This window comes from Nonomuraea gerenzanensis, from assembly GCF_020215645.1.
In the GTDB taxonomy this organism is placed as follows: domain Bacteria; phylum Actinomycetota; class Actinomycetes; order Streptosporangiales; family Streptosporangiaceae; genus Nonomuraea; species Nonomuraea gerenzanensis.
This window is the reverse complement of the sequence record NZ_CP084058.1, coordinates 3,137,480-3,162,185: the sequence shown is the minus strand read 5'-3', so window position 1 is coordinate 3,162,185 and position 24,706 is coordinate 3,137,480. Positions and strand designations below refer to the sequence as shown.

Here is a 24,706-nt window from a genome sequence, read left to right as displayed (position 1 = left end):
TCCAAATCGGGGTGCATACGGTGGTGGACATGACACGCATCACCACCCCTTTCAACGCCAAGACCACCGCTGCGGAGGTTCTCGCCGGGGTCGAGCTGACCGGGCGCCGGATCATCGTCACCGGCGGCGCCTCCGGGATCGGGCTGGAGACCACCCGCGCCCTTCGGGCGGCGGGGGCCGAGGTCACGGTGGCCACCCGCAACCCCGCACCCGGCGATCGGGCGCTGGACCTGAGCGACCTCGGGTCGGTGCGCGCGTTCGTGGCCGGCTGGGACGGGCCCGTGCACGCGATCGTGGCGAACGCCGGGATCATGGCGCTGCCTACCCGGCAGGTCGCCGCCAACGGCTGGGAGCTGCAGCTGGCGACGAACTTCCTCGGGCACTTCGCGCTGATCACCGGCCTGCACGACCACCTGCGCCAGGCCGGCGACGCCCGGGTGGTCACGGTCAGCTCCGGCGCGCAGCTCCGCGCGCCCGTCGACTTCGACGACCCGCACTTCGAGCGCCGCCCGTACGACCCGTGGGACGCCTACGCGCAGTCGAAGACCGCCGACGTGCTGCTCGCGGTCGGCCTGGCCCGCCGCTGGGCCGGTGACGGCATCACCGCGAACGCCTTCGAGCCCGGCTACGTGCACACCAACCTGCAGCGGCACCTGGACGAGGAGTTCCTGCGGGGCGCGGGCATGCTGGACGACGAGGGCAACCTGCTGACCCCCGACCACTTCACCACGCCGGAGCAGGGCGCGGCCACCGCCGTGCTGCTCGCCGCCTCCCCGCTGATGGACGGCGTGACCGGCCGGTACTTCACGCACGACAACCAGGAGGCCGAGGTCGTGCGGGGCGGCCCGGAGAGCATGACCGGCGTCGCGGCGTGGTCGGTCGACCGGGCCGCCGCCGACCGCCTGTGGGACTACGCGCACGAAGCGCTGACGGGGGCTCCCACAGTCGTAGAGTAATGTTCGGTAATTGTGGGATCTGAGAGCAGTGAGCCGGTCGAGTACCGGCAGAGCCGGTTCCGTACACCGCCAGGCGCCACCGAGATTCTGCTGGTCCGGCACGGGGAGTCGGAGCCGGCACGCCCGGACCGGCCGTTCCCGCTGGTGGACGGCCAGGGCGACCCCGGCCTCGCGCCCGAGGGGCACGAGCAGGCCGAGCGGGTGGCCCGGCGGCTCGCCGCCGAGCGCATCGACGCGATCTACGTCAGCTCGCTGCGGCGCACCGCCCAGACGGCCGCGCCGCTCGCCGCCCGCCTCGGCCTGACGCCGGTGGTGGAGCCCGAGCTGCGGGAGGTGCACCTCGGCGAGTGGGAGGGCGGGCTGTTCCGGCGCATGGTCGCCGAGGGGCACCCGATCGCGCGGCGGATGTCCGCCGAGGAGCGCTGGGACGTGATCCCGGGCGCGGAGCCCGCCGAGGCCCTGGCCGAGCGCGTGCGCAAGGTGCTCGGCCGGCTCGCCGCCGCCCATCCCGACCAGCGGATCGTGGTGGTCACCCACGGGGGAGTGATCGCCGAGGCGCTGGCCGCGGCCACCGGGTCGCGGCCGTTCGCGTTCCTCGGCGCGGACAACGCCTCGGTGTCACACCTGGTGCTGACCGAGGTCCGGTGGATCCTGCGCCGCTTCAACGACACCGCGCACCTCGACGCCGCCTTCTCCACCACGGCCGCGCTGCCCACCTGACGTCTCGATCAGCAGGCGGTGCGCCTCCAGCAGGCCGTCAGGCAGGTCATCGGGGGCGCACCAGCGGGCGTCCAGGATCTCCGTCGGGTTCAGCCGCATGGTGCCGCCGCCCGCGTACGTGGCCGCGTACGCGACCTCGACCCTGAGCCGGAACCCGCTCCCCAGGTGCACCAGCTCCCCCACGGTCACCTCCAGCCCGGTCTCCTCGCGCACCTCCCGCACCACCGTCTGCTCGAACGTCTCGCCCCGCTTCGCCCCGCCCGTCGGCAGCCCCCACTGCCGGTGCTCGGGCCAGAACCGGTGCCGCAGCAGCAGCACGTTGCCCGCGCGGTCGCGCACGACGCCGGTCACCCCGACCATGAACTTGGCCTGCGACAGGTACAGCAGCCGCCACTGCACGGACCCGCGGATCCCGTGCCAGAGCCGGGCGATCAGCCTCCTCAACGGATCACCGGAGCCCGTCGTCACCCCGCCCACGCCTCCTTGCCGGTGGTGACAGGCCCGCCCGTCCTGGCCGACTCGCCGATGGCGAGGCTGATCAGGTGGTCCTGGCACGCCTGCGCGAGCGGGTACGGCGCCGGGCCCTCCTGGCGCGCCCACCCGCCCATACGCTCCAGGATGTCGGCGACCGCGAGGTCGTCGTCGGACAGCCCCGAGCCGTCGAACGGGTTGCGGTAGAGCACCCGGCCGTCGAAGCTGATGTGCTTGAGGTCGCGGAACTCCAGGCTGAGGTCCACGCCGGTGTCGCGGCGGATCAGGTGCGACTCCACCGGCGTCGTCGGGTCCAGCAGGCGGACCACCCGGTCGTCGACCAGCTCGCCGATCGAGCCGCGCACGACGATGCGGCGCATCCGCAGGGGGTTCCACCACTGGTTCTCGGTGAAGTCGTACAGGCCCATCCGGCCGCCGAAGTCGACGGTGGCGATGGTGGTGGTCAGCCGTTGCGGCGTGCCGTCGCCGCTCCATCCGTCCGGCCCCAGCGGGTTGGCGAGCGGCGCCTCGAACGCGCCGGCGCGCACCTCGGCGGCCTCGAAGCCGATGCCCAGCAGGCCGCGGATCATCGACACCGCGTGGTACAGGTGGGTCGAGGAGACCTGCACCGAGGTCGGCTCGCCGAGCACGCCCTCGCGGACGAGCGCCAGCCGCGCCGCGTGCCCCGGCATCAGCAGGTACTGCTCGGCCACCTGCACCAGGCCGGTGGCGCCCACGTCGGCCCACAGGGCGCGCAGCCCGTCCAGGTCCGGCGCGGGCGGCGTCTCGGCCAGGACCGGCATGCCGTGCTCGACCACCGAGCGGATCGCGTCCGGCATCGCGGGCCACGGCACCGCGGCGGTCACGTAGTCGGGCCGCTCGTGCCGCAGCAGCTCGCCGACCGAGCGGAAGGCGGGCACGCCCCACTCCTCGGTGATCTGCCTGCCGCGCTCCTCGCCGCGCGTCACGACGCCGCTCACGCGCAGCCGGTCGGGCAGCGCCGCGGCCAGCCGCAGGAAGAACCGGGTCCGCCGCCCGCTGCCGATCGCGCCGAACGTGGTGGTCATCAGGGCAGGCCTCCTCGGGAGCCGGGGTTCGTCGCAAGCAGCGTACTGGTGATCGACGCGCCGCCGGGCTCTGCGATCCTGGTCTAACGGGCCAGCCGGCCCAGCAGCACCGAGGCCGCGGTGATGCCGAGGGCGGCGGCCACGAGCAGCACCGCGAAGTCGAGCGGCAGGTGCGCGGGCACGCCCAGCAGCAGGCCGCGCAGCGCGTCCACCTCGTAGGTGAGCGGGTTGATCGTGCTGATGGCCTGCAGCCAGCCCGGCATGGACTGCGTCGGATAGAGCGCGTTGGAGGCGAAGAACAGCGGCATCGTGATGGCCTGGCCGATGCCCATCATGCGGTCGCGCGTACGTACGACGCCGGCGATCGTCACCGACAGGCAGGAGAAGAACGCCGAGCCGAGCAGCACCGCCGCCAGCACGCCCAGCAGGTGCAGCGGGTTCCAGCTCAGCCCCACGCCCAGCAGCGCGGCGATGGCCACCACGACCAGGGCCTGCACGATCGCCTTCACCCCGGCGGCGAACGCCTTGCCTGCCACCAGGGCGGCGCGCGGGGTCGGCGTGACCAGGAGCTTGGTCAGGACACCCGAGTCGCGCTCCCAGATGATGTGGATGCCGTAGAAGATGGCGATGAACATGGTGGACTGCGCGATGATCCCCGGCGCCAGGTAGTCGCGGTACGGGATGCCGCCGGTCGGGATCACGTTGATGCGGGTGAACGTCTCGCCGAAGATCAGCAGCCACAGCGCGGGCTGGATCGCGCGGGTGTACAGCTCGGTACGGTCGTGGCGCAGCTTCTGCAGCTCCACCACGCACATCGCGGCCACCCTGGCCGGGATCAGGCGCCAGGCGGGCCGGGCCGGCGGCGGGACGAGCAGCAGCCCGAGCCCTCCCGCGGGCGCCGCCCCGTCAGCCGACGCGGGCTGCGGTGTTGCGGGTACGCCGGACATCGCGGAACTCCCCTCCCTTGCCGGGGTCGTCGAGGCTGCCGCCGGCGACGTCGCGGAAGACGTCCTCCAGCGTCGGGGAGGTGTCCTGGCCGAGCCTGGCGCGCAGGTCGTCGGTGAGCCGGCGCGGCGTGCCGAGCGCGCGCACCCGCCCCTGGTGCATGAGCGCCACCCGGTCGCAGTGCTGGTCGGCCTCGTCCATGTAGTGCGTGGTGACCAGCACGGTCATCCCGCTGGCGGCGCGGACCGCCATGATGTAGTCCCACACGCCGGTGCGCGCGATCGGGTCGAGCCCGATCGTGGGCTCGTCGAGTATCAGCAGGCGCGGCGCGCTGACCAGCGCCTGGGCCAGCTCCAGGCGGCGCACCATGCCGCCCGAGTACGTGCCCGCCATCCGGTCGGCCGCCTCGGCCAGCCCGACGGCCTCCAGCGCCTGGGCGACCCGGTCGGCGCGTTCGCGGCGGGGCACGTCGAAGACGCGGGCGAAGAGCGAGACGTTCTCGCGGCCGGTCAGGCCGGCGTCGGCGGACAGTTGCTGAGGGACGTAGCCGAGCAGGCGGCGCACCGCCATCCGGTCCGTGGTCACGTCGTGACCGAAGACCCGCACCATGCCGGCGGGGACGGGCAGCAGCGTGGTCACGCAGCGGATCGCGGTCGTCTTGCCCGCGCCGTTCGGGCCGAGCAGCCCGAACACCTCGCCGGCCGTCACCGTCAGGTCGAGCCCGTCGACGGCCGTGGCACCGCCGAAGGCGTACCGCAGGCCGGTGACCGTCACGGCCTCGCCGCCCGACCGACGCTGGTCCGTTGCGGCGTCCTCGCTGGGCCGCTCGTCGTGACGCAGGTCCGTGGACGCGTCCTCGCGCGTCCGGCCGTCGTGACGCAGGTCCGTGGTCGCGTCCTCCTGCGGCTGATCGTCGTCGCTCATTCCGCTGCCTCCTCTCGCAGGCTGTCGGCCAGCCTCCGCAGTGCCGGGAGGGCGGCGGCCAGGGCGGCCCTGTCGTCCTCGCCCAGCAGCTCCACGTGCTCGCGGACGATCGCCGCCCGCCGCTCCTGCCACGCCCGCAGCCGCGCCTCGGCCTGGGGTGTGGGCAGCAAGCGGGCCGAGCGCCGGTCGTCGCTGCGCGTCTCGCGGTGCAGCAGGCCGGCGGCCGTGAGCTGGTTGACCAGCGTGGAGACCGAGTTGCCCGCCAGGTAGAGCTCCTTGGCCGCCGCCGAGACGCTGATGCCGGGGCTCGACTCGACCAGCCGCAGCAGCTCCGCCTGCGCGCCCCGGAGCGGGGGCACGGCCATCTGCCTGCGCACCCTGCGCCGGATCAGCCGGTTGAGCCCGGCGATGACGCCCGCGAAGGCGTCGGAGAGGTCCTCCGCACTCATGTCGGAAATATTAGCTCTGCTTACGAGGTATTGGAAAGTAAGCAGGTCAAACGGATATGTCGGTATAGGAGGTAATTCATCACCGCCACCCAGCGTGGCGGGCGTTCAACCGCCGAGGCCGGCGCGGCGGGCGCGGACCACGGCCTGGGCGCGGTCGGCCACCTGGAGCTTGGCGAAGACGGAGGTGAGGTGGTTCTTGACGGTCTTCTGGCTGAGGAACAGGGCCCGCGCGATCTCGGCGTTGGACTTGCCGGAGGCGAGCAGGTCGAGGATCTCGCGCTCCCGCTGCGTCAGCTCGGGGAACGGGCCGCTGCCCGGCCCGCTGGTCAGGAAGCGGCGGATCCGGCGAGCCACGCCCGCTCCGTACACCGCCTCTCCCCTGGCGACGGCCGACACGGCGGCGAGGAAGTCGGGGCCCGCGGTGCCCTTGAGCACGTAGCCGCGCGCGCCGGCCCGCAGCGCCGCGAACACGGACGCGTCGTCCTCGCTCATGGTGAGCACCAGCACGCCGAGATCGGGGCGGCGGTCGATGAGCTGCCGGGTCGCCTCGGTGCCGGACATGCCGGGCATGACGAGGTCCATCACGACCACGTCGGGATCGAGGGCGAGCGCCAGCTCGACGGCCTCCTCGCCGTCGCCCGCCTCGCCGACGACCTCGGCGCCGCCGACCTGTTCGAGCAGCGCCCTGAGGCCGTGGCGGAGCAGCGGGTGGTCGTCCACCAGCAGCACGCGTACGGGGCTCGCGGGCTCGCTCACAGGGGAAGCACCGCCTCCACGAGCGTCCCGCACCCCGGCTCGGACGACCGCCGCAGCTCGCCGCCCACCTCCGCGGCCCGCTCTCGCATGCTGCCGGATCCTACGCCCTCGCGCACCGGTTCGGGCAGGCCCCGGCCGTCGTCGCGGATGCGCAGCAGCAGCCGGTCGGGCACGGCCTCCGCGGTGATCTCCACGTTGGCGGCGCCGGCGTGCTTGAGCGCGTTGGACAGGGCCTCCTGAGTGATCCGGTACGCGGCCACCTCGACGGCCGCCGGGAGTGCGGGCAGCGGCGCCGGGATCGTGACGGCGACGTTCGGCCCCGGATGGGCGTCCAGCGCGAGGTCCTCCAGGGCTCCCGACAGGCCCAGCTCGTCCAGCGCGGGCGGGCGCAGGTCGTGCACGATCCGCCGGACGTCCCCCACGATCGACTGGGTCAGCTCCCTGACGCCGGTGACCTGCTCGCGCAGCTCGGGCGGCGCCGTGGCCTCGATCACGTACAGCCTCAGCCCGATCGTGGTCAGGTCCGCCCCGAGGCCGTCGTGCAGGTCGCGGCGCAGCCGGCGGCGTTCCTCCTCGCGTGCCTTGACCAGGCGTTCACGGGAGTCCCGCACCTCGGTGGCCAGCCGCACGGCCGCCAGCGCCACCGCCAGATGGGGCGCCAGGTCGTCGAGCACCGCCAGGTCCGCCCTGGTCAGCGGCTCGCCCGGCGACCTGGGCGCCGCACGCAGCTCTCCCTCCGCCCGTCCGCCGCTGAGCAGCGGGATGCGTACGCCGTCGTCCGGCACCCCGCCGAACACCGAGACGGGGACGCCGGCGGCGGTGACCACGGCGGCGGACGGCAGCCGCAACGTGCGCGCCACGGTCTCGGCGGCGCCGTCGAGCAGCTCGGTGGGGGCGGCCGTCGCCTCCAGCAGGTGCCCGAGGTGGGACAGGGCCGCGGCGGGCTCCCCCCGGTTGCCGAACAGCAGGCGGCCGACGGCACGCTGCACGGCGTCCCGCACCGGCGCGAACGCCACCGCGACGGCGCCGGTGGCCAGCAGCGGCTCCAGCACGCCGCCCCGCTGCCTGAACAGCGCGTGCAGGGTGGTCACAGTCGCCAGGTAGGCGCCCAGCAGCAGCGCCGCCACCACGACGTAGACGACGGTGCGCCGGATCAGCACCTCGATGTCGAACAGCCGGTAGCGGAAGATCGACACGGCGGTGGCCAGCGGCAGGGCGGGCAGCGTCAGCGCCAGCAGCCAGATCCCGGCGGTCCAGGTGCCGCCGGTCCGGGTGGAGTCGATCAGCGCCGCGAGCGCGATCGCGATGACGGCCGGGAGCAGCGGCATCAGCCGGCGCCGGTCCTGCGCCCTGCGCACCCGCACGCCCAGCGCGATCGCCCCCACCAGGGCCGCCGCGCTGACCAGCGCCCCGAAGCAGCCGGCGATGATCGCCGTCGGCACGAAACCCACCGGATTCGGCCGCTCGCTCCCCCAGACCCACAGCAGGTCCCGGAACATCAGCACGACCAGCATGACCGTCATGGCCGCGACGAGCGCGCCCATGACCGGCCGCCACCGCCGCGACGGCAACCGGCCGTCCGGCAGGAACGCGGGCAGCAGGAACAGCGGCCCGAACCCGGCGAAGAACACCCAGTTGACCACCCAGGCGGCGAACCCGGTGCCCGGCCAGCCGTGCACCTCGCCGAAGGAGCTGTATCCGCCCGCCAGCGCCTGCAGTGCCAGCCCCGCGCCGCTCAGGCAGAACAGCCAGCCGATGGGGTCGCGGGGCCGCCGGGTCACGATCAGCGCCCCGACCAGCGGGTAGGTCAGGCCCACGACGGCGTCCAGCAGCAGGTACGCGGCGTCATGGACGGGGACGTTGACGGTGAGCACGGTGCCGATCAGCACGGCGGCTGCGGCCGCGCACGGGATCGCCCACGGCCAGGTGGAAAGGCGCACGCGCACATCGTCCCTTTTCGCCCTGACCTCGGGCAATGGGACCAGGGTCCCGGCCCGCCCGGGACCCCTGACGACTGAGGCCCAGCCCGTCCGGGACGCCTGGCGACCGGGACCCGGCCGGGACCTGTCGCTCAGGCGGACGGGACCGGTGGGCGGGTGGACTGGCGGTCGTGCGCGGGGCGGATCCGCCGCCCGCGCGATTCCCGGAGGAGAAGACCATGAACCTGCGCGTCCTGGCCGGCGGACTGGTGGGCGGCGGCGGCATCCTGTTCGCCGTCGGGAACGTCCTGCACCCGCTGGAGCACAACGAGGCCGCCCACTCCGCCCCGACCTGGGAGGCGGCACACCTCGTCTTCGCCCTGGGCGGCCTGCTCGTCGCCGCGGGGCTGCCGCTGCTCGTCGCGCTGAGCCGGGCGCTGCGGGCGTCCGGGCTGGCCTGCGCCGGCGCGGTCGCGCTGGCGGTCGCCTTCGGCGCGCTGGCTCCCGGCGCGTGGTTCGAGGCGTATGTCGCGCCTCTGCACGGTGTGGCCGAGCAGGTGGAGGGCGGTGCTGGTGGTGCGGTGAACGCGGTGGCGGGGATGGTGTGGATGGCGTCGCTGGTGGCCTTCGGGGCAGGGCTCGTGTGGCGGGGGGTCGAGCGGGCGGTGCGGCTGGCGGGGGTGGCGTTGCTGGTCGCGGCGGTGGTGTTGATCCTCGGTCCGGGGCTGCCTGTGGTGGAGGGGCTGGTGATCATTCCGGCTACGGTGGTGGCGGGGGTGGGGCTGCTGACCGTCGGCGTGGCCACAGCCAGAACGACCGCCGAGCCGGTGCCCGCGACCGCCTGACAACCCCAGCCACACGACTGGCAGACCGGCGTCGCGGTCGGCGGGCGCGCACGAGGTGCGAGGCAGCCGGGCGGGTGGGCGTGTCAGGCGTCCGTGTCGTCCGCGTAGATGCGCAGCCGGAGCTCCCTGGCCTTGGTCATGTGCTCGCGAGCCAGCTCGTAAGCCCGATCCGCGTCCCGCTGCCCGATGGCCTCGATGATCTCGGCGTGCTCGGCGATCGCCTCGTCCCACCGGCCGGGCATGGCCAGCGTGGTCTGCGGATAGCGGGTGAGGTGGTTGTTGAGGCGGGTGAGCAGGTCGACGATGGTCCCGTTGTGGCTGGCCGCCCAGATGGCCTCGTGGACGGCCCGGTTGGCCTCGGCCATGGCCGCCGGGTCGGAGGCGGGGGTGGCGATCATCGCCTTCTGGGCGCGGGCCAGGCGTACGAGGTCGAAGTCGCTGCGCCGCTGGGCCGCGCCGGCGGCGGCGGTGGCCTCCAGGGCGATCCGGGCCTCGTAGATCTCGAGGATCTCCTCCGGGCTGCGGGTGCGCACCCGCATGCCCCGGTCGGCGCGCTCGACCAGACCGTCCTGCTGGAGCCTGCGCAGGGCCTCGCGGACGGGCGTGCGGCTGGTGCCGTAGCGCTCCGCGAGCGTGACCTCCACGAGGGCCGCCCCCGGGGCGAGGGTGCCGTCGACGATCTCGGCCCTCAACCGGTCGTAGACCTCGGACAGTGGGTCCTCCTCACCTCGCTTGCGATCCCGAGCCGAGCATACCGTTGTATGCAGTCGCCCGGCCTCCCTGCTCGGGCCGTTCACGGCGGCACTCGCCAGCGTGGCGCGGTGGCGCTCGCGTCCGCGGCACGAGGCCGGCCTCGATGCCGGCCGCTCGCACGGCCTCGATGTGCTCCACCGCGCTCTCGCTCAGCCGTGACTCCAGCACCCCATCCGCCGCAGGAGCGTGATCCGACCATCCTCTACAGCTTGTAGAGTGAGCGCGAAACCGGGTGAAAGGGTGGATCGTGCTGCGTTGGTTCCGGGCCGTGGCGGTGGCCGAGGCGTGCTCCTGGGCGGGCCTGCTCATCGGGATGTTCTTCAAGTACGTGACCGAGACCGGCGAGCTGGGCGTGAAGATCTTCGGGCCGGTCCACGGGGCGCTGTTCGTCCTGTACGTGGCCGGGGTGCTGCTCTCGGCCAGGGAGGCGGGCTGGAGCCGGGGCGCCGTGGTGCTCGGACTGGCCTGCGCGGTGCCGCCGTTCACTTCACTGTGGTTCGAGCGGCGGATGGCGGCGCGCATGACCGCCGCGGCCGGGCAGCCCGCCTGACAGCCGTAGCCGCTCTCTAGAGTTGCACTAATGTGAACGCGTGAGCGACGGCAGGAAGCCCAACAAGAAGGCGCAGAAGGCGGCGGAGACCCGGCGGCGGGTGCTGGGCGCCGCCGGAGACCTGTTCGTGGCGCAGGGGTACGGCGCGACCACGCTGCAGGAGATCGCCACCAGGGCGGGCGTGGCCGTGCAGACGGTCTACTTCGTGTTCGGCAACAAGCGCCGGCTGCTCAAGGAGCTGGTCGACGTCACGATCGCGGGCGACGACCTGCCCGTGGCGACGCTCGACCGGCCCTGGTTCCGCGCGGCCATGGCCGCCGGCACGGCCGAGGAGCACCTGCGCGGCCACGTGACCGGGACGCTCGGCGTGCTGGAGCGGGTGGCGCCGATCACCAAGGTGCTGGAGGTGGCGGCGGCCACCGATCCCGAGGTGTCCGAGATGTGGCCGGACGAGGAGGACCCGCGCCACGTCGTGGCGACGGCCGCGGCGGTCGCGCTCATGGCCAAGCCGGGCGCGCGCCCCGAGGTGCCGGTGGAGGAGGCCGCCGACCTGCTCTACGGGGTGCTGAGCCCGGACCTCTACCTGCTGTTCGTGCGCGAGCGCGGCTGGGCGCCGGAGCGGTTCGGGCGCTGGGCGTACGAAACCTTGCGGGCGCAGCTCTGCGTCGTCACAAGCGTCGTCCCAAAAACATGAGCGAAACTCGCCTGTAAAGGGTTTTGACACAGCCTTGTCACGATCGCCGTAACGGTAGGTCGCCTTCCCCTCATGCTCTGTTATGGTCCCCTCTTGTCCGCAAATGGGATGACCTTTACCTACATAGGAGGACCATGAGGGGCAAGAACAGAGCGATCACCCTGACCGCGGCCGTGGCGCTCGCCACCGCACCCCTGCTGGGCGTCACCGCCCCGGCGGCGACGGCGCAGAGCACGACCGCGCAGGCCGTCCAGAACCAGGCGCTCGACTGGCTCTCCCTCGACGCGCTCAGCGGCTCGACGCTGGTGCAGCGGGTCAAGGAGCTGCTGGGCAAGGGGTACGTGCCGCAGGCGCTGAACGTCACCGACGCGGCCAGCCCGCGCTACACGTCCCTGTGGGTCAAGGACGCCACCCGCAAGGTCAACGTGCTGCAGGGCCTGTCGGCCGCCGACCTGCCCCGGCGCATCGCGGAGCAGGCCAAGCTGGGCTTCCAGCCCAAGCTGGTCACCGGCACGGGCACCGGCCCGGCCGCGGTCTTCGCGGTGGTCTTCGAGAAGACCACGCAGCTCGTCAAGTCCGAGCTGGCGCTGACGAAGGAGACCCTGGTCAAGGTCAACGCCGAGCTGAGCGCCGCCGGCTACAGCATCGCCTCGCTGGACGTGTACGGCACGGTGGAGAAGCCGCTCTACGCGGCCGTCTGGGTGGCGGGCGCCGCCACGGGCACCCTGCAGGTGACGCTCGGCCAGACCGTGGAGCAGCGCGGCCAGGAGCTGCTGGCCAAGGCGAAGCAGGGCCTGCGCCCGGTGCTCATGGCCGTCGGGCCCGGCAAGTTGTACTCGACCGTGTGGGCCAAGGGCAGCACCACCGGAGTCAAGGAGTACCTGAGCCTGTCGAAGGTGGCGTACACGGTGAAGGCGGCGCAGCTCAAGACGCTGGGCTACCGGCCGCAGATCCTGAGCGCCGAGGACGGCGTCATCGCGTCGGTGTGGAGCAGGAGCTAACCCTTCGCGTGGCCGAGTCCGGCACAGGATCAGTGTGCCGGACTCGGCTTCCACGATAGTGCAGGTCAGCGGCGATCGCGCGGCCCGGGATATAAAACGGTTACATCCGGCGTGAGACGACGGCAGGGCAGCCCGGGTGTTCTCCCTGGGATCGACGCGCGGATCATCGACGTCGCGCCCCGGCGTCGCCGCGCTCATCCTGGGCGCCGAGCTCGCCTTCAGCCGCGCCCGCCCTACGCGGGCGGGCACGACAGGGCGCTCTGGCAGCCGGGTGACGGCACCGGGCTGCACGACTGCACGGTCGGGGGGATCGGCGCCTCCCGCATCGGCCGCCTCGTCCTGCAGCGGCTGCTCGCCTTCGACGTACGCGTCCTGCTGTCGGACCCCACGCTCACGCCCGCCGAGGCGGCGCTGCTGGGGGCCGAGGCGGTGGAGCCGGACGAGCTGTGCCGGCGCAGCGACCCGGTCACGGTGCACGCGCCCGCGCTGCCGGAGACGCACCACCTGCTCGACCGGCGCCGCCTGGCGCTGCTGCCTGACCGGGCGGTGCTGGTCAACACCGCCCGCGGCTCGCTGGTCGACACGGGGGCACTCACCGGGGAGTGCGTGTCCGGCCGCCTGTCGGCCGTGCTCGACGTCACCGACCCGGAGCCGCTGCCGGCCGGTCACCCGCTGTTCGAGCTGCCCAACGTGCTGATCACGCCGCACCTGCCCTACACGGCCTGAGGCTCCGGGACGTAGGTCAGGTGCAGCACCCCGGTCTTGAACGTCTCGTTCCTGGTCAGCTTCAGCGGACGGGTCGGGGTGTCCGTGAACAGGCGCTGGCCGTGGCCGACGACGATGGGGTGGACCAGCAGGTTCAGCTCGTCGAGCAGCCCGTTGGCCAGCAGCCAGCCGACGGTCGTCGCGGAGCCGGAGATCTGCAGGTCGCCTTCCGCCCGCTCCTTGATCTCCCGCAGCCGGGCCGCGACGTCGCCGGTGACGATCGTGGTGTTGGCCCAGTCCGCCTGCCGCAGCGAGCTGGTCACGACGTACTTGGGCGCGTCGTTGAACCTCGTGGCGATCTCCGGGTCGGCGTCCGTCGTCGTCCAGTACGACGACCACTCGTCGTACAGCTTGCGGCCCATGAGGAAGCCCGCCGCGCTGTCCATCCCGGACTGGACCATGGCGCCCATCTCGTCGTTCCAGTACGGGAAGTGCCACTGGTCCGGCGACTCCACGACGCCGTCCAAGGAGATGAAGAAACTAGAAATGATCTTACCCATCGCCCCTGCTCTCTCAGTTCCGCCGACTGGCGAGGTTAGGCGGGAGCGGCGGTCGCGGTCTTGTACAGAAACGACACGCGTGGCTAGCCGGGGGCGACGTACTCCAGGTCGATGAAATCGGTGTGCGAGCTCCAGCTCAGCTTCAGCCGCCAGCATCCCGGGCTGGGCAGGTCGATGAGCGAGGGGCCGGGGCCGCCGCTGACCTTGGTGCGGACGGGCGCGCCGGTGCCGCCGAGCCGGGCCTCGATCCGTAACGGGTTGGACGGGAGCAGCGGCAGCCGGGACACCCAGAGGATCTTGTTGCCCCGGTTCGGGCGCGGCGGGCTGGCCAGCGGGTAGCCGAAGAGCACGGCGACCATGTCACCCCGGCCGCTGAACACGTGGTGCGGCTCGGCGTCCGGGCTGAACCCGGCGCGCGCCCACACCGGCAGCTCGCCCTGGAAGATCCTGGACGCGCACGGGACGGCGGCGGTGGCCGCCCGGCTCGGCTCCTGCCGTGCCGGGGCTCCCCCGCCGGTGCAACCCGCGGTGAGAAGCAGGAGAGCCACCATCATGACGTCACGCGACCGAGCCACAACCGACCTCCGGAGGCGGCGGGAGACGGGAACCGGCCACCACCGTACCCCCGGAACCGGCTCAGCTGTGCTCGCCCACGAGCGCGAGACACTGGAAGGCGGCCAGGCCGAACTGCGCGCCGACGTTCGTGCTCAGGTCGGCCTCGGTCCGTGGTGCGCGCCACGCCGTACGGAGTGCCGAAGCCGGGCTCGTAGTCCTCGTAGGTGATCTCCAGGGCGTCGAGCTGCTCGGGACAGGTGTCCTGGCCCATCCCGTCGTGGTGGAAGCGCGGATCCATCGCGCCCGCGCGTGGCGACCACATCCACACCGTGGCCTGCGCCTCATCGGCTGCAAGCGGCTACGTCCGGGAGCTGGGCGAGCCGTCGATACGGGTTCGGATATCGGTCTGGCCGCATCCCGATATTGGACCCACCGGTCATGGCTCTGGTGTGCTCGGTTCCCGTGACTGTCGCCACCCCCGTCTCCCCTCCGCCCACCACCGGCTCCCCGGGCCGCCGCGTCGTCGTCACGGTGGTCGCGATCCAGCTCTCCTGCTGCCTCGGCTTCTTCTCGGTGATGGCGCATCTGGTCGCGCACCTGCGGCACGATCTCGGCCTGATGGCCGGGACGGCGGGGCTGATCCTGGGGGCGCGGACCGGGCTGCAGTTCGCGCTCCTGCTGCCGGTGGGGGCGCTGACGGACCTGATCGGCGCCCGCCGTACCGGGGTGCTCGCCTGCGTCCTGCGGGCGGCCGGGTTCGTCCTGCTCGGGGCCGCCGAGGGCGTCGGCGCGCTGCTCTGCGCGGCCGTCGTCCTCGCCGTGGGCGGCGCGCTCTACAACCCCGCGGCCCAGAGCCTGCTGGCCGGCGCCGGGCCGGCGCACCAGGCCGGTGGCTTCGCCGCCTACGTCACCGCGCAGCACGTGGCGACCGTCGCGGGGCCGCCCGTGGGGCTGGCGCTGATCTCGCTGGAGCCCGGGTTCGCGCTGCTGACCGGGGCCGCCGCCGCCATGTGGGCGCTCTCCGGCGCGCTGTTCCTCCTGCTGCCCAGGGCCGAGCCGCGCACCGGGGAGCGGGCCCTGCCGTTCCGCGACGTGCTGCCCGGGGTGCGGGCGGTGTTCGGCGACCGGTCGTTCATGCTCTTCGCGCTGCTGACCGCACCCACGACGCTGCTGGCCAACCACATCATGACGGCCGTGCCGCTGCTCGGCTTCGCGCCCGGCGCGGCCACGCTCAGCTTCTGCGTGCTGGCCGCGGTCGCCGCCGCCGCGCAGCCGTTCGTGGCCGCCGGGCGGCGCGGTGAGCGGCCCTGGGTGCTGCGGGCGGGGCTGGTGTGCGCGGCGGGAACGTTCTTCGTGCTCGCGCCGCTGGACGGCACCGAGCTGGGGCCGCTGATGCTCGCGGCCGTGCTGAACGGCGTGGCGAACGGGTTGATCCAGCCGTCGATCTTCCAGCGGGTCACCCGGCACGCGGCACCCGAGCGGTTCGGGTCGTACTACGGGGTGATGGCGTTCTGTGCGGGGATGTTCTCGTTCGCGGGGGAGATGGCGGTCGGGCGGCTGTTCGACCTGGGATCGGCGGGCGCGACGGTGGCGCTCGTCGGGGTGGGCGCGTTCGCGCTGGTGGCCGCGGTCGGCACCCGAGGGCCGTGAGCGCCGGAGCGCGGCGCATCCGGGGCGGTGCGCGCGAGCGGGGCCGCCGGAGCTCGGCGCGCCTCCCGCTCTCCCCCCGATCATCCCTCAGGGCGGGGATCAGCGGCGCCCTTCGGACAGGCCCTCAGGGTCGGAAGCGAGCGGCGGGCCGTCGGGCAGGCCCTCAGGGTCGGGAGCGAGCGGCGGGCCGTCGGGCAGGCCCTCAGGGTCGGGGGCGAGCGGCGGGCCGTCGGGCAGGCCCTCGGGGTCCCGCCAGGTGGCCAGGAAGCGCTCGGCCACCGCGCACGACCCGGCGAACGGCCCCTCCGGATGCTCCATCGCCTCGGCCGTGAGCCGGGCGATCCGCTCGGCCACCAGGGCCCGCGCGGAGTCGGCGTCACGGACCTGGCCGGTGCGGTCGGCGAGGTAGCCGATGGTCGCGCCGGCGCCGCAGACGAAGTCGGCCAGCGTGACCACGCCCCGCTCGTGCAGCGTGCGCAGCCCCGCCGCGGTGTAGGGCACGTTCGCCGCCGGGGCGACCACGCGGGCGCGCACCCGGGCGGCCCGTTGCGCGGTCAGCGTCCCGGTGCGCGCGCCGGGCACCAGCACGTCGGCGGCCACCTCGTACAGCGCCTCGGCCGGCAGCACGGGCAGCCCGAGCCGGGTCACGCAGGCGTCGCCGTGCCGGGCCCGCAGCCGTTCCAGCATGGCCACGTCGAGCCCCGCCGGGTCGGTGACGCAGCCGTACAGGGTGGACAGCGCGACGACGCGACCGCCCCGCAGCGCGGCCTCGCGGACGACGGCGCCGCCCACCTTGCCGAAGCCCTCCACCGCCAGCGTCCGCCCCGCCAGCCCGCCCAGCGCGGTCTCGGCGGCCACCACCACGCCCAGGCCGGTCACCATGGTGTCCATCAGCTCGCCGCCGACCTCCTGGTGCATCAGCGAGTCGGGGCGGTAGTCGGGCAGCGAGGCGAAGTCCTGCGTACGGGTGCCCAGGTCCGAGGCGGTGAGGAAGCCGCCCTTCTCGATCAGCGGGGTGATCTCCTCGCAGTAGCGGGCCAGCGTCACCTCGCGCTCGTCGTCCGTGGCCCGCAGCACCGCCTTGGCACCGCCGATCCGCTCCCCCAGCACGGCCAGCTTGTACGTCATCGCCCGCGCCAGCAGCCCCGCCTCGCCGGGGGTGACGTCAGGGGCGAGCCGCGTGCCGCCCGCGCTCGTCGGACAGTCGAGGTCGAAGGCGACGTACCCGTCCACGGAGACGAGCTCCACGATCCTCATGCGCACCCCTCATCCCGGCTCGATACCGCGAATATCGGCGAGGCACGGCCGCGGGTCAAGGTCCACTGCCGATCCCCTCGGGGAGCAGGGAGACAGGCTCCGCTCCCCGTACCCGCCGGACGAGGTCCGGTCGTCGTCGCCGGTGAGGTCCGTCCAGACCTCCGGGGAGACGGCGTGACCTCCCTGCGACAGCTCGCAGTGGGTGGTCAGCGGGTCGGCGAGCAGGTCCTTGAGGTGGGTGAGGTCCCACAGGAGGACCCCGCGGTCCTGGCTCGCCATCAGGGCGGTGCTCACCGACGCGCTGCGCGAGCGGGCCGAGCAGGTGTTCGGGGCGGAGGTCCACGACGGTTACTCCATGACCGAGATCGCGCCCGTCTCCGGCCGCGTCGGCTCCGACGGCCACCTGCACCTGCCGCCCGACCAGGGCCTGATCGAGATACTCGATCCTGTGACGCTCTCCCCGGCGGCGCCGGGGGAGGTGGGCACGATCGTGGTCACGCCGTACTCGACGTTCCGCGACACCACGCTCCTGCTCAGATACGTCACCGGCGACCTGGTCAGGACCCTGCCCGAGGGCGGGACCCCCGCCTGCGAGCTGGCCGCGCTGCCCGCCACCTCGCGCGTGCTCGGCCGCAGGTCACCCGGTGGGCTCACCACGCGGGACGTGCTCGACCTGCTGCAGGCCGAGCACGCGCTGCCGCTGCCCACGCGGTACGCGCTGGAGGGCGACCTGCTCTACGTGGTGGCGGGCAAGCACGACCCCGGCCTGCTCGGACGGCTGGAGGAGCGCGCGCACGGCCTGCCCCTGACCGGCATCGTCCTGGTCGAGACTCCCGAGGGCCTGCCCGCGCCCTGCCGGCTCCGCGCGGACCTGCTGGAGCTCAGCTTCGAGCGAGGACTGTGATGACCCCGAACGTGCTGGCGCTGTACGCGCTCGTCGCCCTGACCGTCGCGCTCGCCGTCGGCTACCTGGGCCGTTACGTCATCGCCCGCCCGCCGGTCGGCTGGATGGTCGGGACGGACATCGCCGTGATGGTGACGGCGCTCGTCGTGATGCCGTTCGCGTACCTGCACGTGCCCGTCGGGGTCGTGGTGTCGATCTTCGGGTTGGTGGTCCTGACGCTGACCCAGCTCACGCTCGCCCCCGTGCTGGGCGGCCGGTGGGCGATGATCACGGCGCCGGCGCTGTGCGCGGCGGACGTCGCCGCGTACGCCGCCGGGTGGCCGGTGGCGCTGCTCGTGATCAATGACGCGCTGCTGATCCTGCTGGTCGTCGGCGTGGTGAACCTGTGGGCGCAGGCGGCCGTCACGCCCGCCCAGGTGGCGGCGCTGGCCGCGGCGCTGACCGTGTACGACACGCTGGCCACCGGGCTGTCCTCGCTCATGGTCGACTTCGTGCAGCGCATGCCGGGGCTGCCGTTCTCGCCCGTGCTGGCCACCTCCTACGGGCGAACCCGTCGCTGATCGGGCTGGGCGACTGCCTGATGTTGTCGATCTGGCCGGTCGTGGCGCTGCGGGCGTACGGGAAGGCAGCCGTGTGGTCGGCGGCCGGGCTGGAGGCCGTGCTGCTGGCCGTGTCCATCGCCTTCGTGCTCACCGGCGGCCGGCCGATGCCGCTGCTGACCGTGCTCGGGCCGCTGATCTTCGCGCAGTGGCTGTACTGGCGGCGGTGGCAGGCGCGCAGGACGCCCGTTCCGACCCGGCCCGAGGTGAACCGGGCGATGGAGCTCGCGGACGCGCCCGCCGGGGTGTGGGCCGCGGTGTCACCGGCGGGCACGCTCGTCGCCGAGGGCGCCACGCCGGGGGTGGCCAGGAGGGAGGCGCGGCTGGCCGGGGCGCGGGAGGCGCCCGTGGGCTGGCGCCTCCGGGAATGACCTCCTCAGAGTGTCGCCGTGGTCGACTCCGACAGGTACTGCGCCACCTGCCTGGCCTCCGCCGCGTCGCCGAACAGGGCGAGCGAGCCGCGCCACGCCGCCGCCGACTCCTCGGACCGGCCCAGCAGCGCGTGCGCCCGGCCGAGCTCCCTGAGCGTGCGGGCCCGCCACACCTGGGGCCCGTCGTCGCCGAGCCGTTCCAGCGCGATCCGCAGGTGCCCGAGCGCCGTGCCGGGGTCGCCCTGGCGCAGGCGGACGACGCCCAGGGCGTGCCCGGCCAGCGCCTCGCCGAGCGTGTCCCCGCACTCCACGAACAGCCGCAGGCTCGCCGCCAGCGTCTGCGCCGCCTCCTCGAAGCGGCCCAGCGCGCCCAGCGCCTCGCCGAGCCGCCGCAGCACCTTGCTCATCTCGCCCCGGTCCCCGGACGCCTGCGCGGTCAGCAGGCTCTCCCGGTAGCACGCGACGGCCTCGGCCGTCTCGCCCTGCTGGTAGAGGGAGGTGCCGAGGGCGCGCAGCAGGTTGCCCCTGATGGTGTGGTCCACGTCGCGGGTCACCTCCAGCCGGGTCCTGGCGATCTCCACGGCCCGGTCGTGCTCGCCCCGTTCGAGGTGGATCCAGACGGGCCAGGTCCACGCGTACGCCAGCCCGGCACTGTCGCCGTGGGCGGCCAGCAGGTCGAGCGAGGCGTACGCGTCGGCCAGCGCCTCGTCGAGCCGGCCCATCCCGTGGCGGGCGGCGGCCCTGCTGATCAGCGCGTACGCGGCGCCGTGCGGATCTCCGGCGCGGCCGAGGTCGGCCAGCAGCGCCTCGCACGCCGCGCCGCCCTGCTCCAGGTGGCCGCGCTCGATGTCCACGGCGGCCAGCAGGAGCCTGGCCCGTAGCGTGGCGCACTCGTCGCCCATGCCGATCACGGTCCGCTGGGCCTGCTCGGCGTCGTCGAGGAAGCGGTCCATGAGCAGGTACGCGGTGAGGTGGTGGGCCAGCTCCGCGGCGGCGGCGACCAGGCCGAGGTCGGCTGCCGTGGTGAGGGCGAGCATCAGCGTGCGCCGCTCGGCGGCCAGCCACGCCGCGCTCGCCCGCACGTCCGGGGCCGGCTCTGCCTCCGAAGCCGGTGCGGTCTCCGGGGCCAGCCTCGGCTCCAGGGCCGGCCTCGGCTCCAGGGCCGGCCTCGGCTCCAGGGCCGATCTCGGCTCCAGGGCCGGTCCTGGGTCCGGCTCGCGCGGGAACGGTGGGGACAGCGGGATCGGCATTGTGCGCGTCGCGGCCCTCGTCCTGCGCAGGCACTCCAGCACGTGCCTGGTCAGGGCCTCGCGCCGGCGCGCCGGTGACTCCTCCGCCTCGGCCCGCTCGCGCGCGTACACCCGGAGCAGGTCGTGCAGGCGGTAGCGGGGTTGCCCGGCGTCGTCCACCTCGGTCGAGGTGAGCATGCCCCGCGCGACGAGCGTCTCCAGCGCCGCATCCGCCTCCAGCCCGTAAGACGGCGCGCCCGCTTCCTCCCCCGGCCGCCCGAGGAGGGCGGCGACCGACCACTCCGCCACGCTGTCCAGCCCCGCCAGCCCCAGCAGCCGGAACGCGTGCCGGGCCGACTCCGGCAGCGCCGCGTAGCTCGGCTCGAACGTGGCCCGCACGTCCAGCCCGCCCACCACCAGCTCGTCCAGCCCCCGCCCGGCCAGCCGGGTGGCGAACTCGCTGACCGGCCAGACCGGGCGGGTGGCCAGGCGGGCGCCGGCGACCCGGATGGCCAGCGGCAGCCGGCCGCAGGAGCGCAGGATCTGCTCGGCCGCGCCGGGCGCCATGCCGATGCGGTCGGCGCCCGCCACCCGTTCGAGCAGCAGCAGGGCGTCCTTCTCGCCGGGCAGGTCGAGCGTGAGGCGTGCGGCGCCCTCCAGCGCGGGCAGCCGCGAGCGGGAGGTCACCAGGACGGCGCCGCGCGGCGTGCCGGGCAGCAGGTGGCGGAGCTGGGCCTCCTCGACCGCCTCGTCCAGCACGACGAGCACCGCCCGGTCGGCCAGGCGCTGGCGCAGCAGCCGGGCGCGCTCCTCGGCCGAGGCGGGGATGGCCGCGCCGTCGAGACCGAGCGAGCGCAGCAGCACGTCCAGCAGCTCGCCGGGCTCCCGGGGGCCGCGGGCGTCGTGGCCGAGGCGGACGAAGAGCTGGCCGTCGGGGTAGTCGGAGCGCAGCAGGTGCGCCAGGTGCACGGCGAGCGTCGTCTTGCCGACGCCGGGCAGCCCGGACACGATCACGATGGGCGGGCTGAGCCGCTCCTCCCCCGCCCGTAACAGCGCCATGACCTCGGCGATCTCCGCCTCGCGGCCGACGAAGTCCGCGGTGTCGGCGGGCAGCTGGCACAACCGCCGGAACGCCACGGGCACCGCGTCCCCGGCGTGCGGGCGCCGCGGCTCGGCCTCGCCCCCCGGCCCCGCGTGCGACCGGCCCGCCTCCGACCGGCCCGCCTCCGACCGGCCCGACTCCGACCGGCCCGCCTGCGTCCACGCGTCCAGAACGTCGTCCCCGCTCCCCCGCGCGCCCCGCGACCTGCGCGGTTCCGGCCGCGCGTCGAGATCCTCCTCCCCCGCCAGCAGCGCCGCGTGCAGCCGGCGCAGCTCCTGTCCCGGCTCGATGCCCAGCTCGGCGACCAGCAGCTCGCGGGCCTGGCGGAAGGCGTCGAGGGCCTCGTCGCGCCGGCCGCCGCGGGCCAGGGCGACCACCAGTTGCTCCCACAGCCGCTCGCGCAGCGGATGAGCGGTGACGAGGGCACGCAGCTCGGCCACCAGGTCCTCGCGGCCGAGCGCGAGCCGTACGTCGATCCACTCCGACCTGGCCACCGCCAGGCGCTCCTCCAGCTCGGTGATCCGCGGCGCCACCGCCCCGCTGAGCGGCACGTCCTCGGCGGGCGTGCCGCGCCACAGGGCGATCGCCGCCGCGTACTCCCGCTCCGCCGCCACCAGGTCGCCGCCCGCCCGCGACGCGCGCGCCCGCCGGAGCCCCTCCTCGAACACCTGGAGGTCCAGCCGCCCCGGCGGCACCTCGCAGACGTACCCGGACCCTTCGGTACGCACCTCCAGGCCGCTGCCCTCCAGCAGGCGGCGGAGCTGGTGCACGTACGTCTGGACGTTGGCCACGGCCGAACGCGGCGGGTCGTCCCAGACGGCGGCGATCAGCCGCTCGGTGGAGACGGTCGCGTTCGGATGGAGCAGGAGCGCCGCCACGACCGCCCGCTGCTTGCGGCTGAGCCGGATCCGGCCGGTGGGGCCGTTGAGGCGGATGGTGCCCAAGATCGCGAAGTCCACCGCTCCTCCTCGTGCTCGATCGTGAAGATCAGCTTTCCGGAAGGCAGTACATCTCGCGTTACCGGGTTTTGACAATCGCCGCAAGCCCGGGGCGGGCGCGTCAGGCGTGGGGGTCGAACGGGGTTCCGGCGGGCTCGGCCTTGGCCGGCTCCGCGCCGCACGAGGCGTCCTTCAGCCCGAGACTGGCCGAGCCGAAAGGGTGCGCCGCCAGGCGGTCGCGCGACCCCGCCGGGTAGTGGTCCCAGCCGACCAGCGGCGGGAACTGCCAGGTGCCCTTGTGGTTCGCCGGCTGCCCACCGGCGCCCGCGAAGCGGAACGCGTGCCACGTACCGGGCGGTGCCGTCGTGTACCCGGACCACGACGTGCTCCCAGTCGTGCCGGTGCCCGCAGCGGCCCGGCAGCGTCTGGTCCTTGTCGAAGTAGAGCCCGTGCAGCTGGGCGCACCAACCGTTGTCGCACCGGGCGGGCGAGGGGTATGGCGGGCTCCTGACGGGAGGTGTGACAGCTTGTGGGATCCGCCACCAGGAATTCGGTCAATGCTGTCCGATGACACCATCCGTCCCGGATGTCATAGTGAGTCCATGTCGTACGTCGGCACCGGGCACGAGGACCGCGACGGACGAGCACCTTCCGGCGGCCGGGCACCGGCGGAACACGTCCTCCAGCTGCTGAGCGGCTTCTGGCACTCCCAGATCATCGTCGTGCTGTCCCGGCTGCGTGTCGCCGACGAGCTGGCCGCCGGGCCGCGCTCGGCGCGGGACCTGGCGGCGGCCGTCGGCGTGCACCCCGACGCGCTGCTGCGCCTGCTGCGGGCCGCCGCCACGGTCGGCCTGATGACGGAGACCGAGCCGGACCACTACCGGCTGACGGACGCGGGCGAATGCCTGCGCTCCGACTCCCCCACGGCCCTGCGGGAGCTGGCCGTCGCCTACGGCTCCCCGACCGTGTGGCGGCTCGTCGGGGAGTTCGAGCAGTCGGTCCGCACGGGCGAGCCGGTCGCGCCGGCGCTGCTGGGCCGCTCGTTCTGGGAGCACCTCGCCGCGAACCCCGAGGAGGCCGAGCACTTCGCCCTGGGCATGGGGGAGCAGTCGGCGCAGGTCGCCGCCGACGTCGCGGCGGCCGTGGACCCCTCGGCGTACGGGCGGCTGGTGGACGTCGGCGGCGCCTACGGCGTGCTGCTCGCCGCGCTGCTGGACAAGGCCCCGTCGGCGACCGGCGTGCTGCTCGACCGGCCGCCGGTGATCGAGGCGGCCAGGCAGCGGTTGTGGGGCTCGCCGCTCGCGGGCCGGATCGACCTGGTCGCCGGCGACTTCCTGGAGGAGGTCCCGAAGGGCGACCTGTACCTGCTGAAGTGGATCCTGCACGACTGGGACGACGAGCACGCGGTCCGCATCCTGGCCACCTGCCGCCGTTCCGCCGCTCCCGGCGCCCGGCTGCTGCTGGTCGAGATGCTGCTGCCGGAGCCGTGGACGCCGTCGCACGTGCACCTGTCCGACCTGGCGATGCTCGTGCTGCTCGGCGGACGGGAGCGCACCGCGTCCCAGTACGGCGACCTGCTGCGCGCGGGCGGCTGGGAGCCGGCGGAGGTCACCCCGACCTCGGGCCGGTACAGCATCCTCCAGGCCGTCGCCACGCCCTGACGCGCTGGTGGCCGGCAGGACGTAGGGTCCAGTTCAGCGACCAGTCCCCCGGCCGTACCGGCGACGGCCCTCGCGAGATGGAAGCCCGCATGAGCGTCACTCCCGAGCAGTTGCGCGCGCTCGCGACGCGCGCCGAGGCCCTCACCGCCGAGGTCTGGACACTGTGCGGCGGCTCACCCGGCACCGCGCCGGGCACCACGCCCGACGCCGACCCGCTCGTGGAGGCGCGCCAGGCGGCGGGCTGGCTGGCCAGGGCCGCCGAGGACCTGCAGCGCGCGGCGGCCGAGCTGGCCAGGCTGCAGGTCCCGCCGTGCGGCCTGCCGTGGGGCGTGTGCCTGGAGCACGGCAACACGCTCTCCTCCCGGGCGGGCGTCTCCGAGTGCCGGGTGTGCCACCGCACCTGGAGCTACGACCGGCTCGGGCGGCCGTGCGAGGAGCCGGCCACGTGGAAGGTGATCGACCGGGCGGGCACGGTGACGAGGATGTGCGACGGTCACGTCCTCGGCGCCCGCGCCGCCGCCCAGGGCGCCACGTTCGTGCGCATCGACGAGGTCGCGGGCCGGGCGGGCTGACGGGCCCCTTCCCCTGGTCGGGCTTCGGGCGTACCGTACGTGAAGTACGTACTTGACGATCGTTGCGGAGTTGACGCCCGTGAAGCCTTCGGAGAGCGAGTTCGTCGATCGGATGGGGCTGGTCATGGAGCGCCTGGGTGCGACGCGCTCCATGGGCCGCCTCTGGGCGTGGCTGATGATCTGCGACCCGCCCGACCCCTCGCTCACCGACCTGGCGGCGGAGCTCAGCCTGAGCAAGACCGCCGTCAGCACGGTCGCCAGGCAACTGGAGGCGGGCGGCATCATCGAACGGGTCCCCTCGGCCGGCCGCGAGCACCGCTACCGGGCGGTCGGCGGCGGCTGGGCGCAGATCCTGCGGGTCCAGCTCGGGCTGGTGAAGCAGAGCCTGGAGACGCTGGAGTACGGGCTGTCGATCCTCGGCGAGGACCGGGCCGCCCAGCGCGCCCGGCTGGAGGAGACCCGCGACTTCTTCGCCTTCACCGTGCAGGACGGCGACGAGATGCTGCACCGCTGGCAGGAGTACCGCGACCGATCTTCCTGAGTACGTCTCCAT

The 24,706-nt window shown here is 74.0% G+C and carries 27 protein-coding genes and 1 pseudogene; 14 read left to right on the top strand and 14 right to left on the bottom strand.

The features are described 5' to 3' along the window. Positions 1-29 precede the first annotated feature (29 nt). On the top strand, positions 30-956 hold the full coding sequence (locus tag LCN96_RS15090) for an SDR family NAD(P)-dependent oxidoreductase (protein WP_225273252.1): 927 nt from the start codon (positions 30-32) through the stop codon (positions 954-956). A gap of 12 nt (positions 957-968) precedes the next feature. Beyond that, the gene (locus LCN96_RS15085) at positions 969-1,676 is read left to right on the top strand and encodes a histidine phosphatase family protein (protein ID WP_225273251.1); all 708 of its coding nucleotides are present in this window, start codon (positions 969-971) and stop codon (positions 1,674-1,676) included. Here LCN96_RS15085 and LCN96_RS15080 read toward each other — a convergent pair. The 7 genes from LCN96_RS15080 to LCN96_RS15050 form a co-directional block, all read right to left on the bottom strand. Then, entirely contained in the window at positions 1,575-2,153 is a 579-nt protein-coding gene (locus LCN96_RS15080) for an NUDIX hydrolase (protein WP_225273250.1), read from the bottom strand. The genes LCN96_RS15085 and LCN96_RS15080 overlap by 102 nt on opposite strands. Beyond that, positions 2,141-3,214 (bottom strand): Gfo/Idh/MocA family protein, encoded by a 1,074-nt coding sequence (locus tag LCN96_RS15075; protein ID WP_225273249.1) that lies wholly within the window; start codon positions 3,212-3,214, stop codon positions 2,141-2,143. The genes LCN96_RS15080 and LCN96_RS15075 overlap by 13 nt, the downstream gene beginning before the upstream one ends. An 83-nt stretch (positions 3,215-3,297) precedes the next feature. After that, complete coding sequence (locus tag LCN96_RS15070) at positions 3,298-4,161, bottom strand: ABC transporter permease (protein WP_225273248.1); 864 nt, start codon at positions 4,159-4,161, stop codon at positions 3,298-3,300. After that, entirely contained in the window at positions 4,121-5,083 is a 963-nt protein-coding gene (locus tag LCN96_RS15065) for an ABC transporter ATP-binding protein (RefSeq protein WP_225273247.1), read from the bottom strand. Before LCN96_RS15065 ends, LCN96_RS15070 begins: the two co-directional genes overlap by 41 nt. Next, positions 5,080-5,532 carry a MarR family winged helix-turn-helix transcriptional regulator gene (locus tag LCN96_RS15060; protein WP_225273246.1) on the bottom strand — a complete coding sequence of 151 codons (453 nt, stop codon included), beginning with the start codon at positions 5,530-5,532 and terminating at the stop codon, positions 5,080-5,082. Before LCN96_RS15060 ends, LCN96_RS15065 begins: the two co-directional genes overlap by 4 nt. Positions 5,533-5,637: 105 nt before the next feature. Then, positions 5,638-6,288 (bottom strand): response regulator, encoded by a 651-nt coding sequence (locus tag LCN96_RS15055; protein WP_225273245.1) that lies wholly within the window; start codon positions 6,286-6,288, stop codon positions 5,638-5,640. After that, positions 6,285-8,228, bottom strand: coding sequence for a sensor histidine kinase (locus tag LCN96_RS15050; RefSeq protein ID WP_225273244.1), 1,944 nt, complete (start codon positions 8,226-8,228; stop codon positions 6,285-6,287). The genes LCN96_RS15055 and LCN96_RS15050 overlap by 4 nt, the downstream gene beginning before the upstream one ends. A gap of 218 nt (positions 8,229-8,446) precedes the next feature. On the opposite strand from LCN96_RS15050, the gene LCN96_RS15045 reads away from it, so the two are divergent. Continuing rightward, a complete protein-coding gene (locus LCN96_RS15045) occupies positions 8,447-9,052 on the top strand; it encodes a hypothetical protein (RefSeq protein ID WP_225273243.1) in 606 nt (201 codons plus the stop codon). An 83-nt stretch (positions 9,053-9,135) separates the two neighbouring features. On the opposite strand, the gene LCN96_RS15040 is transcribed toward LCN96_RS15045, so the two are convergent. After that, positions 9,136-9,849, bottom strand: a complete 714-nt coding sequence (locus LCN96_RS15040; RefSeq protein WP_225273242.1) for a GntR family transcriptional regulator — start codon at positions 9,847-9,849, stop codon at positions 9,136-9,138. Positions 9,850-10,052: 203 nt separating this feature from the next. Between LCN96_RS15040 and LCN96_RS15035 the strand changes: the two genes are divergently transcribed. From LCN96_RS15035 to LCN96_RS15020, 4 genes are all read left to right on the top strand, one after another. Further along, positions 10,053-10,355, top strand: coding sequence for a DUF3817 domain-containing protein (locus LCN96_RS15035; RefSeq protein ID WP_225273241.1), 303 nt, complete (start codon positions 10,053-10,055; stop codon positions 10,353-10,355). 40 nt (positions 10,356-10,395) lie between these two features. Then, complete coding sequence (locus LCN96_RS15030; RefSeq protein WP_225273240.1) at positions 10,396-11,049, top strand: TetR/AcrR family transcriptional regulator; 654 nt, start codon at positions 10,396-10,398, stop codon at positions 11,047-11,049. A gap of 134 nt (positions 11,050-11,183) precedes the next feature. Beyond that, positions 11,184-12,050 (top strand): hypothetical protein, encoded by an 867-nt coding sequence (locus LCN96_RS15025; protein ID WP_225273239.1) that lies wholly within the window; start codon positions 11,184-11,186, stop codon positions 12,048-12,050. A 111-nt stretch (positions 12,051-12,161) separates the two neighbouring features. Beyond that, positions 12,162-12,776, top strand: a complete 615-nt coding sequence (locus LCN96_RS15020) for an NAD(P)-dependent oxidoreductase (protein ID WP_225273238.1) — start codon at positions 12,162-12,164, stop codon at positions 12,774-12,776. Here the strand turns inward: LCN96_RS15020 and LCN96_RS15015 are convergent. The 3 genes and pseudogenes from LCN96_RS15015 to LCN96_RS15005 form a co-directional block, all read right to left on the bottom strand. Further along, complete coding sequence (locus tag LCN96_RS15015) at positions 12,764-13,315, bottom strand: dihydrofolate reductase family protein (protein ID WP_225273237.1); 552 nt, start codon at positions 13,313-13,315, stop codon at positions 12,764-12,766. The genes LCN96_RS15020 and LCN96_RS15015 overlap by 13 nt on opposite strands. An 83-nt stretch (positions 13,316-13,398) precedes the next feature. Next, positions 13,399-13,869, bottom strand: coding sequence for a hypothetical protein (locus LCN96_RS15010; RefSeq protein WP_225273236.1), 471 nt, complete (start codon positions 13,867-13,869; stop codon positions 13,399-13,401). Further along, positions 13,866-14,210, bottom strand: a pseudogene (locus LCN96_RS15005) (exo-rhamnogalacturonan lyase family protein); the annotation flags it as partial. The pseudogene LCN96_RS15005 and the gene LCN96_RS15010, both read right to left, overlap by 4 nt. Positions 14,211-14,332: 122 nt before the next feature. On the opposite strand from LCN96_RS15005, the gene LCN96_RS15000 reads away from it, so the two are divergent. Next, positions 14,333-15,520: an MFS transporter gene (locus LCN96_RS15000; RefSeq protein WP_225273234.1), complete on the top strand. Its 1,188-nt coding sequence runs from the start codon at positions 14,333-14,335 to the stop codon at positions 15,518-15,520. 99 nt (positions 15,521-15,619) lie between these two features. Here the strand turns inward: LCN96_RS15000 and LCN96_RS14995 are convergent, their stop codons facing one another. Then, positions 15,620-16,777: a Glu/Leu/Phe/Val dehydrogenase dimerization domain-containing protein gene (locus tag LCN96_RS14995; RefSeq protein ID WP_225273233.1), complete on the bottom strand. Its 1,158-nt coding sequence runs from the start codon at positions 16,775-16,777 to the stop codon at positions 15,620-15,622. A 9-nt stretch (positions 16,778-16,786) separates the two neighbouring features. Then, complete coding sequence (locus LCN96_RS14990; RefSeq protein WP_225273232.1) at positions 16,787-17,071, bottom strand: hypothetical protein; 285 nt, start codon at positions 17,069-17,071, stop codon at positions 16,787-16,789. Here LCN96_RS14990 and LCN96_RS14985 point away from each other — a divergent pair. The 3 genes from LCN96_RS14985 to LCN96_RS14975 are packed head-to-tail and all read left to right on the top strand — an operon-like array spanning position 17,064 to position 18,651. Next, entirely contained in the window at positions 17,064-17,681 is a 618-nt protein-coding gene (locus LCN96_RS14985; RefSeq protein ID WP_225273231.1) for a phenylacetate--CoA ligase family protein, read from the top strand. The two genes, LCN96_RS14990 and LCN96_RS14985, sit on opposite strands and share 8 nt — an antisense overlap. Continuing rightward, positions 17,681-18,241: a hypothetical protein gene (locus LCN96_RS14980; protein WP_225273230.1), complete on the top strand. Its 561-nt coding sequence runs from the start codon at positions 17,681-17,683 to the stop codon at positions 18,239-18,241. The genes LCN96_RS14985 and LCN96_RS14980 overlap by 1 nt, the downstream gene beginning before the upstream one ends. A gap of 20 nt (positions 18,242-18,261) precedes the next feature. Continuing rightward, positions 18,262-18,651 (top strand): hypothetical protein, encoded by a 390-nt coding sequence (locus LCN96_RS14975; protein WP_225273229.1) that lies wholly within the window; start codon positions 18,262-18,264, stop codon positions 18,649-18,651. 5 nt (positions 18,652-18,656) lie between these two features. Here the strand turns inward: LCN96_RS14975 and LCN96_RS14970 are convergent, their stop codons facing one another. Further along, entirely contained in the window at positions 18,657-21,941 is a 3,285-nt protein-coding gene (locus LCN96_RS14970; protein ID WP_225273228.1) for an AfsR/SARP family transcriptional regulator, read from the bottom strand. Between the two features lie 581 nt (positions 21,942-22,522). Here LCN96_RS14970 and LCN96_RS14960 point away from each other — a divergent pair. The 3 genes from LCN96_RS14960 (at position 22,523) to LCN96_RS14950 (ending at position 24,694) form a co-directional block, all read left to right on the top strand. Next, entirely contained in the window at positions 22,523-23,581 is a 1,059-nt protein-coding gene (locus LCN96_RS14960) for an acetylserotonin O-methyltransferase (protein ID WP_225273227.1), read from the top strand. A gap of 89 nt (positions 23,582-23,670) precedes the next feature. Next, a complete protein-coding gene (locus tag LCN96_RS14955) occupies positions 23,671-24,153 on the top strand; it encodes a hypothetical protein (protein WP_225273226.1) in 483 nt (160 codons plus the stop codon). Between the two features lie 79 nt (positions 24,154-24,232). After that, positions 24,233-24,694, top strand: a complete 462-nt coding sequence (locus LCN96_RS14950; protein ID WP_225273225.1) for a GbsR/MarR family transcriptional regulator — start codon at positions 24,233-24,235, stop codon at positions 24,692-24,694. The last annotated feature ends 12 nt before the right edge of the window (positions 24,695-24,706 follow it).

Excerpts from the sequence above, each read along its gene's own strand:
- LCN96_RS15090 (WP_225273252.1), top strand. The coding sequence starts at position 30 with ATGACACGCATCACCACCCCTTTCAACGCCAAGACCACCGCTGCGGAG.
- LCN96_RS15075 (WP_225273249.1), bottom strand. The coding sequence starts at position 3,214 with ATGACCACCACGTTCGGCGCGATCGGCAGCGGGCGGCGGACCCGGTTC.
- LCN96_RS15070 (WP_225273248.1), bottom strand. The coding sequence starts at position 4,161 with ATGTCCGGCGTACCCGCAACACCGCAGCCCGCGTCGGCTGACGGGGCG.
- LCN96_RS15065 (WP_225273247.1), bottom strand. The coding sequence starts at position 5,083 with ATGAGCGACGACGATCAGCCGCAGGAGGACGCGACCACGGACCTGCGT.
- LCN96_RS15060 (WP_225273246.1), bottom strand. The coding sequence starts at position 5,532 with ATGAGTGCGGAGGACCTCTCCGACGCCTTCGCGGGCGTCATCGCCGGG.
- LCN96_RS15045 (WP_225273243.1), top strand. The coding sequence starts at position 8,447 with ATGAACCTGCGCGTCCTGGCCGGCGGACTGGTGGGCGGCGGCGGCATC.
- LCN96_RS15025 (WP_225273239.1), top strand. The coding sequence starts at position 11,184 with ATGAGGGGCAAGAACAGAGCGATCACCCTGACCGCGGCCGTGGCGCTC.
- LCN96_RS15015 (WP_225273237.1), bottom strand. The coding sequence starts at position 13,315 with ATGGGTAAGATCATTTCTAGTTTCTTCATCTCCTTGGACGGCGTCGTG.
- LCN96_RS15010 (WP_225273236.1), bottom strand. The coding sequence starts at position 13,869 with ATGATGGTGGCTCTCCTGCTTCTCACCGCGGGTTGCACCGGCGGGGGA.
- LCN96_RS14995 (WP_225273233.1), bottom strand. The coding sequence starts at position 16,777 with ATGAGGATCGTGGAGCTCGTCTCCGTGGACGGGTACGTCGCCTTCGAC.
- LCN96_RS14980 (WP_225273230.1), top strand. The coding sequence starts at position 17,681 with ATGACCCCGAACGTGCTGGCGCTGTACGCGCTCGTCGCCCTGACCGTC.
- LCN96_RS14975 (WP_225273229.1), top strand. The coding sequence starts at position 18,262 with ATGTTGTCGATCTGGCCGGTCGTGGCGCTGCGGGCGTACGGGAAGGCA.
- LCN96_RS14960 (WP_225273227.1), top strand. The coding sequence starts at position 22,523 with ATGTCGTACGTCGGCACCGGGCACGAGGACCGCGACGGACGAGCACCT.
- LCN96_RS14955 (WP_225273226.1), top strand. The coding sequence starts at position 23,671 with ATGAGCGTCACTCCCGAGCAGTTGCGCGCGCTCGCGACGCGCGCCGAG.